General features: G+C 64.5%; 14 protein-coding genes. 1 reads left to right on the plus strand and 13 read right to left on the minus strand.

Annotated elements, in window-relative coordinates:
- Position 1 precedes the first annotated feature (1 nt).
- Genes ACWPW0_RS02025 through ACWPW0_RS02035 form a run of 3 tightly spaced genes read right to left on the minus strand, consistent with a single transcriptional unit; the run spans position 2 to position 2,698 of the window.
- Positions 2-697, minus strand: a complete 696-nt coding sequence (locus ACWPW0_RS02025) for an ABC transporter ATP-binding protein (RefSeq protein ID WP_454254287.1) — start codon at positions 695-697, stop codon at positions 2-4.
- Entirely contained in the window at positions 684-1,415 is a 732-nt protein-coding gene (locus ACWPW0_RS02030) for an ABC transporter ATP-binding protein (RefSeq protein WP_447588488.1), read from the minus strand. The genes ACWPW0_RS02025 and ACWPW0_RS02030 overlap by 14 nt, the downstream gene beginning before the upstream one ends.
- A 59-nt stretch (positions 1,416-1,474) precedes the next feature.
- Positions 1,475-2,698 carry an ABC transporter substrate-binding protein gene (locus tag ACWPW0_RS02035; RefSeq protein ID WP_454254288.1) on the minus strand — a complete coding sequence of 408 codons (1,224 nt, stop codon included), beginning with the start codon at positions 2,696-2,698 and terminating at the stop codon, positions 1,475-1,477.
- A 264-nt stretch (positions 2,699-2,962) separates the two neighbouring features.
- On the opposite strand from ACWPW0_RS02035, the gene ACWPW0_RS02040 reads away from it, so the two are divergent.
- Entirely contained in the window at positions 2,963-3,976 is a 1,014-nt protein-coding gene (locus ACWPW0_RS02040) for a LacI family DNA-binding transcriptional regulator (RefSeq protein WP_447588492.1), read from the plus strand.
- 154 nt (positions 3,977-4,130) lie between these two features.
- On the opposite strand, the gene ACWPW0_RS02045 is transcribed toward ACWPW0_RS02040, so the two are convergent.
- From ACWPW0_RS02045 to ACWPW0_RS02090, 10 genes are all read right to left on the minus strand, one after another.
- Positions 4,131-5,381, minus strand: a complete 1,251-nt coding sequence (locus ACWPW0_RS02045; protein ID WP_454254289.1) for an allantoate amidohydrolase — start codon at positions 5,379-5,381, stop codon at positions 4,131-4,133.
- Between the two features lie 11 nt (positions 5,382-5,392).
- On the minus strand, positions 5,393-6,004 hold the full coding sequence (locus tag ACWPW0_RS02050) for a DUF1989 domain-containing protein (RefSeq protein ID WP_447588496.1): 612 nt from the start codon (positions 6,002-6,004) through the stop codon (positions 5,393-5,395).
- 31 nt (positions 6,005-6,035) lie between these two features.
- Positions 6,036-6,992 (minus strand): PDR/VanB family oxidoreductase, encoded by a 957-nt coding sequence (locus ACWPW0_RS02055; protein ID WP_454254290.1) that lies wholly within the window; start codon positions 6,990-6,992, stop codon positions 6,036-6,038.
- Entirely contained in the window at positions 6,993-8,030 is a 1,038-nt protein-coding gene (locus ACWPW0_RS02060; protein ID WP_447588498.1) for a Rieske 2Fe-2S domain-containing protein, read from the minus strand. It abuts the gene before it with no gap.
- 23 nt (positions 8,031-8,053) lie between these two features.
- The gene (locus ACWPW0_RS02065) at positions 8,054-8,935 is read right to left on the minus strand and encodes a polysaccharide deacetylase family protein (protein WP_454254291.1); all 882 of its coding nucleotides are present in this window, start codon (positions 8,933-8,935) and stop codon (positions 8,054-8,056) included.
- Positions 8,936-8,962: 27 nt separating this feature from the next.
- Complete coding sequence (locus tag ACWPW0_RS02070; RefSeq protein ID WP_454254292.1) at positions 8,963-9,718, minus strand: SDR family NAD(P)-dependent oxidoreductase; 756 nt, start codon at positions 9,716-9,718, stop codon at positions 8,963-8,965.
- A 1-nt stretch (position 9,719) separates the two neighbouring features.
- On the minus strand, positions 9,720-10,418 hold the full coding sequence (locus ACWPW0_RS02075; protein ID WP_454254293.1) for an SDR family NAD(P)-dependent oxidoreductase: 699 nt from the start codon (positions 10,416-10,418) through the stop codon (positions 9,720-9,722).
- Positions 10,419-10,810: 392 nt separating this feature from the next.
- A complete protein-coding gene (locus ACWPW0_RS02080; RefSeq protein WP_447588505.1) occupies positions 10,811-11,083 on the minus strand; it encodes an oxidative damage protection protein in 273 nt (90 codons plus the stop codon).
- Complete coding sequence (gene mutY, locus ACWPW0_RS02085; protein ID WP_454254294.1) at positions 11,080-12,159, minus strand: A/G-specific adenine glycosylase; 1,080 nt, start codon at positions 12,157-12,159, stop codon at positions 11,080-11,082. Before mutY ends, ACWPW0_RS02080 begins: the two co-directional genes overlap by 4 nt.
- Positions 12,156-14,381, minus strand: coding sequence for an AsmA family protein (locus tag ACWPW0_RS02090; protein WP_454254295.1), 2,226 nt, complete (start codon positions 14,379-14,381; stop codon positions 12,156-12,158). Before ACWPW0_RS02090 ends, mutY begins: the two co-directional genes overlap by 4 nt.
- Between the last annotated feature and the right edge of the window lie 117 nt (positions 14,382-14,498).

The following is a 14,498-nucleotide window of genomic DNA, read 5'->3' on the forward strand; positions in this document are numbered from 1 at the left end:
GTCAGGCGGCTCCCGCTGTATCGAGTTGGGCGCGGGGTACTGCCGGCCGGGCGAGTTCTTCGATGTTGCCTTCCTCGAGCGCGTAGGCACGGCTCATCAGGGGCTCGATCAGGGTCAGGTTCTGTTCCACCAGGACCACGGTCATGCCGCTGCCGTTGATGGTGGTGATGGTCGATAGCAGGGTCTCGATGAGTTTGGGTGCCAACCCCAGCGAGGGCTCGTCGATGGCCAGGCAGGTGGCGGCGGACATCAGGCCGCGTCCGAGGGCGAGCATCTGTGCTTCACCGCCGCTCAGGGTGCGGGCCAGTTGTCCACGGCGTTCGGCCAGGCGCGGATACAGGTCGAAGACGTGGTCCAGGTTCTGTTTGCGCAGGGCGCGGGCACGCGGCAGGTAGGCGCCGAGCTGGAGGTTTTCCAGCACGCTCATGTCACCGAACAGGCGACGGTCTTCGGCGACGTAGGCCAGTCCGCGCTCGACCCGCTGCTGGGCATCCAGGCGGGTGATGTCTTCGCCCTGGAACCAGATCTTCCCGGACTTGACCGGCAGCAGGCCGCACACCGCCTTGAGCAAGGTGCTCTTGCCGTGGCCGTTGGGGCCGACGATGCCGACGGCCTGTTGTTGCTCGACTTCCAGCGAGACGCCGTGCAGGACACGGAAGTCGCCGTAGCCGACGTGGATGGATTCAACCTTGAGCATGGCCGGTCGCTCCTAGATAAACATCGATCACCCGGGGATTCGCCATGACGTTCTTCGGCGTATCCAGGCACAGGACGCTGCCGAAGTTGAGGATCAGCAAGCGGTTGGAGAGGCGGGTCAGGGCGCGCATCTTGTGTTCCACGATGACGAAGGAAATGCCCAGTTCCTGGCGGATCTTCAGCACGAGTTCGGCGTAGTCGTCGATCTCATCGCTGTTGAGCCCGCCAAAGGGCTCGTCCATGAACACCAGGGTCGGGTTGGTGGCGAGCGCGGCGCCGAGCATCACCATCTTGCGGGTCAGCAGGTCGACCTCGCCGGCGTTGGCGTCGCGCAGATTGCCCAGGCCGAGCAGCTCGAGGATGGTTTCCACCCGCGCCTGCTGGGTGCTTTTCAGCGTCTTGTGGCCGAACATGGCGCCGGTTTCGATGTTCTCGCGCACGGTCAGCGACTCGAACACCTGCGGGATCTGATAGGTCCGCGCGATACCCAGGCGGCACAGGCGGTGCGGGGGCAAGCGCTCGATGCGCTGGCCACCGAAGAGGATCTGGCCTTTGTCGGGGTGGATCAGGCCGGTGCAGGCGTTGAGCAGGGTGCTCTTGCCCGCGCCGTTGGGGCCGGCGATTCCGAAGATTTCGCCGGGCTCGACCTCGAAATTGACATCGTTGAGCACGGCAAGGGCGCCGAACTGCTTGGTAACGCCTTTTAGCGACATGAGCATTACGGATACATCCTGTTGATGTGGCGAAAGGCGCCCCCGGAAGGGCGCCCGCAGAGGTGTCAGTCCAGCCACTTGGGCTTGACGAACTCGCTGACTTTTTTGCTGCCAATCATCAAGGGCACCACCTTGCCGGCTTGTGCCTGCAGGAGTTGTGCGGGTTGGGTATCGTCGCTGCTGCGGATGAAACGCTGCTCATTGAATACCAACGTGCCGGTCACGCCCGCGTACTTGGAGGCCTGCAGCTCACGTTTGACGGCGGTGTAGTCGCTGGCGCTGCCGGCGCGGGTGACCGCGTCCGCCCACACCATGACTTCGTCATACACCTGCGCGCCAATGCTCAGCGGCGGTTGCTCGCCGTAGGCCTTCTGCCAGGCCTGGCTGAAGGCGGCGCCGGCCTCGTTGGGTTGTTGCGCCGACAGCGTCATGCCCAGCACGCCGTCCAGTCCGCCCTGGGCGACCAGGGTCCCCAGCGCCGGGGTGCTCAGGCTGTAGCCGGCGAACACCACGCTGCCTTTGAGCGGGTTCTTGCGCAGTTGGTCGAGGAAGGTCGCGACCGAGGATGGATCGAGCATGTCCAGCACCACCAGGTCCGGCTTGCTCATGCGCAGTTTGTTCAGCGTACCGGCCCACTGGCTGGTGCCGTAGGGCACTTCCTCGTTGAGGGTGACCTTCCAGCCGTCCGCCTCTGCGGCCTCGCGCATGCCGCTGGTGAAACCGACTTCCCAGTCGTACGGGCCATAGAGCACAGCGACGCGCTTGTTGACGAAGTTGTAGCCCATGTTCTGGATCTGGCTGAACACCTGCTTGCCGTAGTTCTGATCAACGTCAGCGGCCATGAAGATGTTGTTGCAGCCCTGCCGTTCGGCCATTTTCACCACGGCCGAGGTGGCGTTGTTGTTGAGGTAGGGCTGGGCGTGTGGACAGAAGGCCGGGATATCCGGGCCCATGCCGCCGTAGCCGTTGATCAGGGCGGCCACCTTGCGGCGTTCGACCAGTTCGGTGGCGGCGGCTTGCAGTTTGTCCGGGGTGAGGTCGCCGATGTCGAAGATCCGCGCGCTGACCTGTTGGCCGAGTACGCCGCCATTGGCATTGAGGGTTTCGATGGCCAGGCGTGCGCCCTGCTCCATCACTTTGCCGTCGACCGCGTAGGGGCCGGTGACGGGGATTGGAAGTCCGATTTCGAGGGCGTCGCTGGCGTGGCTGATCGGGCTCAGCAAGCTGAGTGAAAACGCAGCGGCGATTGAGGTACGTGCTAACCGATTGGTTGTTTTGCAAGGCGTCATCTTTTCGATCCCGTTTTCGTTTTTGGTATGGGGAGCGCGGTCGCAACCCAAGAGTTACGGCAGTATCGGAGAGAAGCTAAAACGTTTTTATTTTTATTGGCAGACAATCGGTATGCCTATAATTTCGAAGGTTAAGCGATGAAAAAACGATTTGTCAATGTAGTGTCTGAAGTTCTCCTTTGGGTTACTCTGTATCATCGGCGCGCTTGAGTTGCCTGCTGCGCAATGACGTTATTTGGACTCTCACTTTTTAGGGAATCAGCAATGCCCACTAAGCCCAGCAAGCGCGTCACGATCCGTGATGTGGCGAAAGTTGCAGGTGTCTCGGTTACCACGGTTTCGCATGCCCTGAACGGCAAGGGTCGCATGGAAGCAGAGACCATCCAGCGTGTGCGTGAAGCGGCTGAACGGCTCGGCTATCAGGCCAGCCATGCGGCACGCAACCTGCGCGGCGGTCGCACCGGCCGCATCGCGGTGATCAACTCGCAATCCTCTCCTCACCAGGTTTCGCTGGTCGATCTGGAGCACTTCGTGCGTTTGCTGGCCGGGGCTTCCGAGCTGGCCGTCGAGCGTGGCTACACGCCGGTGCTGACCTTGCCGCATCTCAAGGGCGGTGCCGGTCTGCCGGTCGATGGCGTGATCATCGTCGACCCGATCAAGGACGAACCTCTGCTCGGTGCGCTGCAGCTTTCCGGTACGCCGGTGGTCACCACCGGACGCGACCCCAACCGCCGCGAAATGGACGAGCGCTGGGTGGATAACGACCTCTACCAGGCGACGCTGGACATGCTGGCGCACCTGACAGCGCAGGGCGCAAAGCAGGTGGCGGTGATCGCCTCGTCGTCGATCTACTCCTATAGCGAAGACGCCGTGCGTGCCTATAAAGATTGGTGTGCACAACGCGGCGAGGCGCCGGTGATCGGTGAGGTGCAGGGGCCGCTCAGTGAGAACGGCGCCTATCAGGAAGCCCTGGCGCTGCTCGATAGCCCGACCCGCCCCGATGCGATTCACTGCGTCACCGACCGCTATGCCTTTGGCGTGCTGCTGGCGGCGCAGGCGATGGGCCTGCGCGTGCCCGAGGACCTGATGATCAGTGCCGGCACCGACGGTGACGCGGCGGCGAACAACACCCCGTCGGTCACCGCGATGCAGCTGAACCCCGAGTTGATCGGACGCGAAGCGGTCGAACTGCTGATCGACCTGATCGAGCGGCGTCCGGAGATCCGCAGTCGCGTCGTGCCTTACGTCCTGCAGGCGCGCGATTCCACGCGCCGCTAGTGCCACGGCACACTGCTTCGCTTCGTGTGGGCGCGGGCTGTACCTGTGAAGCCTTGATGCGGCCGATTTTCGCGGGCATGGCTCGCTCCTGCCCAGGCCTGGAACCGAGCCGGCTTTGGATTCATGGGGTGTCGGCCGCATCGCGCGACACGGCTCAGTGATGGGCTGCGTCATACGCCAGTACCGCATTGAGCAACACCTGGGCGCCGGCGATGCAATCCTCGGGGGCGGTGTATTCCGCTTCGTTGTGGCTGAGGCCGTCGACACTCTTGACGAAGATCATCGTGGTGGGTGCGACCCGCGCGACATACACCGCGTCGTGGCCGGCACCGGAGGTGATGTCCAGGGTTTCCAGCCCGGCTGCCCGGGCGCCTTCGCGCACGGCGGCGACACAGTTGGGGTTGAACTTCACCGCCGGTGAATCCCACACCGTCTGCAAATCGTGGGTCAGGCCGATGTCGCTGCAGATGCCATGCAGGCGCGAGGTGAAGGCCGCCTCCATCTGCGCCAGCACGGCATCTTCGGGGTGGCGCAGGTCCACGCAGAAGAACACGGTGCCGGGAATCACGTTGCGCGAGTTGGGGCGTACTTCCATCAGACCGACAGTGCCGACGGCCAGCGGGCCGTGGTCCAGGGCGATGGCGTTGACCCGCTCGACCACACGCGAGGCGCCGAGCAGGGCGTTCTTGCGCAGGTGCATGGGCGTGGTGCCAGTGTGGGCGCGGCGCCCTTCCAGAGTGACTTCGTACCAGCGCACGGCCTGTGCGCCCTGCACCACGCCAATCGGGATGTCGCGGTCTTCGAGGATCGGGCCTTGCTCGATATGCAGCTCGAACATCGCCGCGAAACGCTGTTTGCCAATGGGGTCGCTGCCCATGTAGCCGCTGTCGCGCAGGGCCTGCTCGAAGGTGATGCCGGCGCGGTCGGTGCGCGAGTAGGCATAGTCGCGGTCAAACACCCCGGCGTAGACCCCGGAGCAGAGCATCGCCGGGGCGAAGCGCGAGCCTTCTTCGTTGGTCCAGTTGATCAGCAGCAGCGGGGCGGTGGTCTCGATCTGCTGGTCTTGCAGGGTTTGCAGGGCTTCGAGGCCGGCCAGCACGCCGAGGATGCCGTCGAAGCGCCCGCCGGTCGGCTGGGTGTCGAGGTGGCTGCCGATGGCGATGGGTTGCAGGGCGGCATTGCGACCCGGTTTGAGCGCGAACATGTTGCCCAACTGATCGACGCTGACTTGGCAGCCGAGGGCTTCGCAGCGCTCGCGAAACCAGTTGCGGGCCTGGATATCCTCGGCACCCAGGGTCAGGCGGGTCAGGCCGCCCTTGGGCGTGGCGCCGTACTGGGCGGTTTCAATGATGTTCGACCAGAGGCGTTGGCCATTGATCGTCGGGTAGCTGCTAGGCGATGTCATGTTCGCTCTCCTCAGACGATGTCCATGGTCAGTTCACTGAGCTCGTGGCGGTGGCCGCCGCTGACTTCCCAACCCTCCACTTCCATGTCGAACGGGCAGGCGCTGACCACCACGATCAGGTCCATCAGGGCCTCGATTTCGACGTAGGCGCCTGGGGCCACCGGGTTGGGCGGCGAGCTGAGCGTGCCGTCTTCGGCGACATGGGATTTGGCGAAGAAGTTGACGGCCTGCGGCACCACGGGAATCTCGTAGCCGAAGCGGCGCATGGAGGTGAGCAGGTTATCGGCGCAGTTGGCGTGCGGGCCGACGTGGCCGAACAGCTCGTAGCGGAACTGGTCGCAGGTGGTGATCAGCATGTCGTGGGCGCCGTCGGCGGCGTCGGTGACCAGCTTGACCATCGGCCGGCGAAAGCGCGAAAGAAACACGGTGCCCTCACGCGGGACCATGGAGAAATTGGTGACCCAGGTGTGCGGGCACGACAGGTATTCCTGCACGTTCTGGGCGTTGAAGGCGAAGAAATCGGCGCACTGCGAGCCTTTGGGTGTGGTCAGGCGCAGGCGCTGGCCCTGGTTGACGCGGATGCCACGACCTTCTCGTGGCGGAACGGTAACGCTGCTGGTCATGGTGCTATCTCCGAACGAAGGGGGCAGGGGCTTACAGGTCCAGCACGAGGCGCGGGCAACGTGCCCGCGACACGCAAATCATCATGCTGCGGTTGCTGGCCTTTTCGGCGTCGGACAACAGGCTGTCGAGGTGTTCCACATCGCCTTCCAGAACGCGTGTTTCGCATGCGCCGCAGAAGCCGGATTCACAGGAGAACGGCACATCCGGCACCTTCTCGCGCACGGCGGCCAGCACGCTTTGCCCTTCGCCGACCTGCACGCTGCAGTTGCTGCGCGCCAGCACCACTTCGAAGCTGTTGGGTGACTGTTCGGACGGTTGAATGGGCTTCTGGCTGGCGCCGAAACGCTCACAGATGAAGGTCAGTCCGCGCTCGGCACAAGCCGTGGCGACATGGTCGATCAGCCCGCCCGGCCCGCAGCAGTACACCAGGGTGTCGGCGCTGCAGTTATCGAGCAGTTGCGCGATATCCAGGCGGCCGTGCTCGTCATCTGCCCAGAGCCGGACCTGCCAGGGATGGCGTGCCAGTTCCCCGGTAAAGGCCATGCTCTGCCGGTTGCGCCCGGCGTATACCAAGTGCCATTCGGCGACACCGGCTACCGCGTCGATCATCGGCAGCATCGGCGTGATGCCGATACCGCCAGCGATGAACAGGTAGCGCGGCGCCGGTTTCAGGGCAAAGTGATTGCGCGGCAGGCTGGTCCGATAACACTGGCCGACCCGCAGTTGTGTGTGGATTTCCTCGGAGCCACCGCGACCCTGCACATCCCTCAAGACACCGACGCGATAGCTGAAGCGATCGCTCACGTCGCCACACAACGAGTAGTGACGCAATTTGCCGGATGGCAGCTGCAGCTCAAGGTGAGCGCCGGCTTGCCAGGCTGGCAGTGGTGCGCCCGTGGGGTCACTGAAGCGCAACGAAATAACGCCGTCCGCTTCCCGGGTGACTTGGTCGAGTCGCAACTGCAGAGGATGTGCAGGGTTGGTCATCTACAGCTCCGTGGCAGTGATGCGCGATTGTTCCTCGGCCTCCAGGCGGTCGAGGATCTGGTCCACCACGTACTGGGTGGCGCGCCGGTAGTTGAGGGTGTACACATCGGCCGCGGTGGAGGCTTCGGGCCACTGGCCGGCGAGCGGTACCTCGGATGGGCACAGGCCTTCGAGGATGGGCGTGTCTTCGTTGAACACCTCGGTTTCCAGGGCGAGGATGTCCTCGACGGTGCCGCCTTTGAAGTCGCGGTCCACGGCGACTGCCCAGTGGATGATGCAGCGCTCGCGGCTGACCGGCGTGGGGAAGTCCACCAGGTAGCGCTTACCTTCCTCGTCGTAGTGATAGAGGATGGCGGCGAAGCCTGGTGCATAGCTGTGGTAGTGCATCCAGGCATCGCCGATGTGCGAGAAGTTCGCGCCTTCGACCCGCTCGTAGCGGAACGAGGCGCCCAGGCGGCGGCCTTCACGCTGCACGTCCAGCTTGGGCACCAGCGGGCTGACTTCGCCCATCGAGATGCTGTGCACGAAGGGGAAGTGGGCCATGTCGCGGAAGTTTTCCGTGGCAGCCATGAAGCCGCACTTGGCCGGGATCGGTTCGGCCGGCAGCCATTCCCACACGCCGCCATCCAGTTCCGGTGGCGTGGGGATGTCCATCATCGGCTCTTCGAGGCAGGTCCAGACGTGCTCGTAGCGCTCCACGGCCGGGTAGCTGCGAATCTTCGCGTTGCCAGGAATGGTGGCGCCGTCGCACAGGGCCGGAATCTCGGTGCACTGGCCGCTTTCGCCATCGAAGGCCCAGCCGTGGTACGGGCACTGGATGCCGTTGGCGGTGACCTTGCCGGCGGCGAGGTCGGCGCCGCGGTGCGCGCAGCGGCGGTCGGTCACGCGGGCAACGCCCTGGGCATCGCGGAAGACCACCAGGTTCTGGTCCAGCAACTGGGCAGCCTGCGGGGTGGCGATATCACAACTGCGGGCGACGACGAACCAGCAGTGTCGGTAGGCACGCCAGAGGCGCTCGGGTGTGTAACGTTCGTTCATATCGATTCACCTGTGCTCGGGGCTTAGAGGGACGGGTTCGGTTCGTTGAGGGTGCGTGGCTTGAGCTTCTGGGCGCGCACGTACTCGGCAATCTCTTCCAGGGGCGCGAGCCAGACGTCATCGCAATCGGCGACGTGCTGCATCAGGCCCTTGAGGGCGGCCACGCGACCGGGGCGACCGGACAGGAACGGGTGGCAGGTCAGTACCCACAGCCCACCGTTGGCGCGCATGGCTTCGAATTCGGCGGTGAACAGCTCGATGGCCTTGGCCGGCGTTTCGATCACGCCGCAGCCGGAGAAGCCGGGGATGTAGGCGTACTGCTGCCAGTCATCGAGGATCCAGTTGATCGGCAGCTCGACCAGCGAGCGGCCCTGGTCGCCATAGGCCAGCTCGTAGGGATAGTCAGCATCCATCAGGCTGGAGTCGTAGAGGAAACCGGCCTCGCCGAGAATCGACGGCGTGCGCCAGTTGAGCTCCCAGATCGGCGCGCGGTAGCCCTTCGGCGTTACCCCGCAAACCTTGTGCAGTGCTTCCAGGCCACGTTCGAGAAAGGTACGTTCCTGGGCTTCGGTGACGCCGGCCAGTGGTTCATGGAGATGGCCGTGGTGGCCGATCTCGTGGCCGTCGGCGGCGATCATCTTGATCTGCTCGGCATAGCGCAATGCGGTGTAGCCCGGCACGAAGAAGCTGCCGCACACGCCGACTTCGCGCATCGCCTTGAGGATGGCCGGCACGCCCACCAGTGGCCCGTAGGCCTGGTGAGAGATCAGGCCCATGCGCTGGGCCAGGCTCGGGTCCGCGGCGAGCAGCGGGGTTTCGGCGTCCACATCGAAGGTGAAGGCCGCGGCGGCCTTTTTGCCATTGGGCCAGACGATGGGGTCAGCGGAGGTCAACACATCGGTCATTAGGCAGTCCTCATTGAGGTATTGGGCTTAGGTTCTGTGGCGGAAATAGCCGCCGTTGCACTGCAGGGTCTGGGCGACGGCTGCACCGATCACGGGCTGGCAAAGCAGGCGTACGGTGTGGGCGATCTGCTCGGGCTGGCCGAGGTGGCCCGCCGGTACGTGCTGGCCGATCTGCTCGCGCAGCCGGGCCTCATCGAGTGCCAGGACCTGGGCGTCGCAGGCCAGCCATTCGCTGTCGGTAAAGGCGTGGGCCAGGGCATTGACGGTGGTGCCGTGCGGGCCGAGTTCGCGGGACAGGGTCTTGCACAACACCTGCACACCGGCGGCGGCACTGGCCACAGCAGCCAGCCCCGGCGCACCGACGGCCCAGCCGGAGGAGAGCAGGACAACGCGGCCCCAGTCGGCGGACTTGAGCAGCGGTGCGGCTTCGCGGGCAAACAGGTAGCTGCCGCTGAGCTGTTGGTCGAGGTGCGCCCAGAACGCGTCATGGGGTTGTTCGAGCAGGGTGCCGGTAACCGGCTGGGCATGGCAGGTCACCAGGATGTTCAGCGCGCCGAATGCCTCGTGGACCTGGCGCAGCCCATCGGTCACGGCCTGTTCGTCCGTCGCTTGTGCGGCGAAGCTGACCTCGGCGGATGGATGGGCCGCCAGTGCAGCAGGGTCATTCACATGCGTCGCCAGGCGTACGCCGGCCTGCAGCAGGTTGGCGACAATCGCGGCGCCCAGGCGGGTGTCCGCGCCGGTGATCAGCGCCGTGGCGCCGTGGAGGGTTTCACGTGTCATGTCAGATCACCGTTCCGCTGTTGATGGAAATCACCTCGCCACTGAGGAAGTGGTCGTCCTCGAGCAGGCTGCGGACGGCCAGGGCGATTTCGTCGGTGTTGGCGATGCGCGGGATGGGCAGGGTGTCGAGGAAGTCGCGCTGGCGTTCCCAGGAGTCGGCCGGCAGCAGCGGGGTGTCGGTGGGGCCGGGGGCGACGGCATTGATGCGGATGCCACGGCCGGCGAACTCGCTGGCGGCGCTGCGGGTCAGGGCCAGGGCCGCGGCCTTGGCGCTGGCATAGTGGGCGTCATTGCAGCCGCCACCGATGGCGCGCTCCGAGGCGATGGTGACGAAGGAACCCTTGCCTCGACTCAACATGCCGGGCAAGGCGGCACGCAGCAGGTTGTGCACGCCGCCGACGTGGACGCGCAGCATCTTCTGCCAGCCCGGCAGGCTGATTTCGGTGAAGGGGGTTTCTTCGTAGTAGCCTGCGGCGGCGACGACGGCGTCGACCTGGCCTAACGTTTTTTCAACCTGGGCGATGGCGGCGCAGACGCCAGCTTCATCGGTGACGTCGACCTGCACGCAGAGATCGGTCTGCTGGTTGTCGCGCAGATCGAGGGCGGCTACGCGCCAACCGTTGTCCATCAGCTCCTTGGAGATGCGTGCGCCAATACCACTGGACGCACCTGTAACGACAGCTACGGGTGTAGTGCTCATGCTCGCTCGGCCTCGGTTATCGCCCCGCTCTAACGGCGGGTGTCGTACTGCAAACAAATGGAAAAACGTTTTTCCTTTCGAGGTCGATCTTATTGCTCAGAAAAACGTTTTGTCAAATGTTTGTGGCGAACACAGCGAAGCCAGCCTGGAGATGGCTCTGGGAGGGGATTAGATCGAGAGAGGGAGTGGTAAAACGTCAGTAAGAGCCTGTTTACGATCCTCTGAATTAGAGCCAGGCAAGGCGAAACTAACCGAGGATGCGGAGTTTACGCGCTGTAAATGAGCAATCCGACTGGGCTCGCATCCGAGGTTGGTTTCAACGCCGCATGGCCGACAGTCAGGAGATCGTAAACAGGTTCTAAGCGGCCGGGCATTGCACCCGGCCACGGCTATTACTGCGCGGGCGGCACGTAACCGTCGGCCTGGGCGTATTCCTCGCCGGAGAGGAACTTGTCCATTTCGCCCTGGAGGAACTTGCGATCCTCGGCGTTCATCATGTTCAGGCGACGCTCGTTGATCAGCATGGTCTGGTGGGCTTGCCACTCATCCCAGGCTTGCTTGGAGACGTTGTTGAAGATGTCTTCGCCTTTGGCGCCCGGATAGGGCGGGCGGTCGAGACCGGGCAGGTCTTGTTTGTGTTTGCGGCAGTGGACGGTGCGGCTCATGGCTGCTCTCCAGTAGTCGGTCCGGCATTCAATTCATCCGCGGCTCGTTTGAGGAGCTTCTTTACCGGGGCGGCGAGGCCCAGGCGCGGCGGGGTGGCGAGGTTATACCAGAGCCAGTCGCCTTCGGCCACGCCAGGCGCGGGGCTGTCGACCTGCACCAGCCAGGGTTCGATGGCCAACTGGAAATGACTGAAGGTGTGGGTCAGGCCGGCCAGTTCACGGCGTTCGCCCAGGCGCAGGGCGTGCTGGCTGGCCAGTGGCGCGAGCGCATCCAGGTTGTCCAGTTCCGGCAGGCTCCACAGGCCGCCCCAGAGTCCGGTCGAGGGGCGACGATAGAGCAGGATGGCGCCGTCGCGATTGGCCAGGATCGGCATCAGGGTGCGTTTCTGCGGCAGCTCCTTGCGTGGCTTGGCGATCGGGTAGCGGATCTCCAGGCCCAGCAGGTGCGCCTCGCAGCCGCTCTGCAGCGGGCAGATCAGGCAGCTCGGCTTGCTCCGCGTACAGAGCGTGGCACCGAGGTCCATCATCGCCTGGGTGTAGTGGTTGACCCGCGTCTGCGGCAGGAAGCGCTCGGCCACCGCCCAGAGTTGCTTGGCCACTTTCGGCTCGCCGGGGTAGCCCTCTTGGGCGACGTAGCGGGCCAGTACGCGCTTGACGTTACCGTCGAGAATCGGTGCGCGCAGGCCCATGCTCAGGCTGGCGATGGCGCCGGCGGTGGAGCGGCCGATGCCGGGCAATTCGGTCAGGGCCTCGACGTCGCGGGGGAACTCCCCGCCGTGTTCGCGCATGACGATCTGGGCGGTCTTCTGCAGGTTGCGCGCACGGGTGTAGTAGCCCAGGCCCGTCCATAGGTGCAGCACTTCGTCTTCCGGTGCCTCGGCCAGGTCACGCACGGTCGGGAGCGCCTGCATGAACCGGTCGAAGTAGCCGAGCACGGTGCTGACCTGGGTCTGCTGCAGCATGATTTCCGAGACCCACACCCGGTAAGGGGTGATGCCCTGTTGCCAGGGCAGGTCCTTGCGGCCGTGCTGGTCATACCAGGTCAGTACGGCGCTGGAGAATTGCTCGGGACTCATCGCTTGAACAGGCCCTTGAGCGCGTCCTTGAGTTCCGGGCTGACTTTGTCGCCGAGCTTCTCTTCGAGTTTCTCGTTGAGCTTGTCGCCGGCCAGCTTGGCGGCGACCTTGCCCAGGCCGTCCTTGTCGAGGCGGCAGGCCTTGGCGGCCATTTCCAGCGGGCCACGGCAGCGCAGCGGCCATTCCAGGCCGACATAGCGCTGGTTGACCTGGCAGGCCGGGTCGGGCATCGCACCCTTGTCACCTTCGATGATGATGCCAATGCGGTAGTCCAGGCCCAGCACGCGCAGGTCGACATCGCCGTTGCCGTTCACGCTCAGGCCGGGGATGCGCACCTTGAGGTCGGGGTTGCTGGCGACGCCGTTGCGGAAGGTCAGGCTGCCGTCGAGCTCCTGGAAGGGCGTGTCCTTGCTACGCGGCTCGCCGCTCAGGGTCTTGCGGTTGAGGGTGGCGATGCCCTGGCACAGTTGCTGTTCCAGGTTGGCATCGACCAGTACGCCATTGCCGAGATTGAAGCGCGCGGTGCCGTTGAGGGCGTCGATCCAGGCTTTCTGGCTGTTGCCCTGGGTGCGGATGTCGGCGGTGAGGTCGAGCTGGCCCTTGACCGGCGCTTTCTCGCCCTGGCTCTCGATAAGCTTTTCCACGGGCACGTGGTTGATGCGTTTTTGCGCGGTCAGTTGCGGGATGTCGGAGCGCGCATCGAGCTGTGCCTTGACGTCGAACTTGCCGCCGTACAGGTCGCCCCGCAGTTCCTGCAGGTTGAGCACGCCGCCTTTGGCTGTGGCCTTGAGCACTGCGCTTTCGATCGGCAGCTTGCTCAGCGTCAGCTGGCCGAGGGTGAGGCCAGCCTCGATATCCAGCTTGCGCAGTGGCTCCAGCGGCAGAATGCTTTCGTTGCTCCAGGCTTGCTGGGTCGGTGCATTGGGCAGCGGTGTGCTGCCGCCCGAGCCGGCTGCGGATACCGCATCCTTGACTTCATTCTTGCGTGCGGCGCCGGCGCTGGCGTCCTTGTTCTTCGGCGGCAGGTAGCGGTCGAGATTGAGCGTGTCGCCCTTGAGCTGCACGCGCAGTGCCTGCTTGGCGAAGTCGTTCACCGCCAGGCTGCCAGTGAAGCTGCTGTCATCCAGCTTCAGGCTGAGGTCGCTGAAGGTGATGCTGCTCGGGGTGCCGGCCAGGCGAGTGGACAGTTCGAACTGTTTGAGGGTGTTGGCATCGGCTGTGGCCGGCAGCTCGACGCCCAGGCCGGTGAGGAACTCACGCAGGTCGAACTGGGCAATCGATAGCCCGCCCTGTACCTGGGCGGTCTTGTCCAGGTCGCGCACTTTCAGCTCGCCAATGGCGCGCAGCTGGTTGGCGCTGAACTTTAGGCTGTTCCATTCGGCGACCTGCGCCGCCTGGTCGAGCAGCAACTGGCCCTGGGTGGAGAAGGTCAGGGTCTTGCCCTTGAACGGTTCGCCCGAGGCTTCGCCAGCCAGCTTGAGGTCTTCGAGCTGGTAGCGCTTGAGCGCACGGTCGAAGCGTAGTTGGGTTTGCAGCTCGGTCTTGGCGCGCAGTACCGGCTGGTTGGTGCCGAAGAAGGCCGTCAGCTTGACCGGGATGTTGGCGCCTTCGCGGATCGCACCGGTGCTCAGCTCGATGCCTTCGGCGGTGAACTGCCGGCCGTTGCTGGCATCGTGATAGTCGATGCGCGAGTTGCTCAGGGTCAGGCTGTCGATGTCCAGCTTGAGCGGCTGGCCGGTGCTGGCGCTGGACTCTTCGGCGGGCTCCTGTGCGGGAGCCGGTTCGGTTGCGGCGGTGGGTGCCTCGCTGCTGGCTTGCGCGGGCTTGCCGACACCTTCCCAGTTGCCACGCCCTTTTTCGTCGCGTTGCAGGGTCAGGTTGAGGCCGTCGACGCGGATATCGCTCATCTGCACTTCCTTGCGCAGCAGCGGCAGGACGCGCACCGACAGGCCCAGTTGGCGCAGGTCGGCGAAAGGCTTGTCCGGGGTGTCGGCGCTGGCCAGGGTGGCGTCGGTGAGTTCCAGGCCGAGCCAGGGGAACAGGCTCCAGCCGATATCGCCGTTGAGGGTCAGCTCCAGGTTGGCCTTGTCGTGGGCCAACTGGCGGATCTCGTCCTTGTAGTCATTCGGATCGAACAGGTGGGTCAGGGCGAAACCGAGGCCGACGACGATCAGCAACAGTCCGAGGAATACCAGGCCCAGGATTTTGCCGATAGATTTCATGACGAGTCCTTGTGTGATGACGGTTTAGAGCGCCGAGTATAGCGTCAGCGCGGGTGTGCGGTTTTGGAGGGTCGGTAGGCGCGAACGGTTCCCGAGCGCAGGTGAGCGTCGGGATTA

It is taken from the genome of Pseudomonas sp. Marseille-Q8238 (assembly GCF_965111915.1).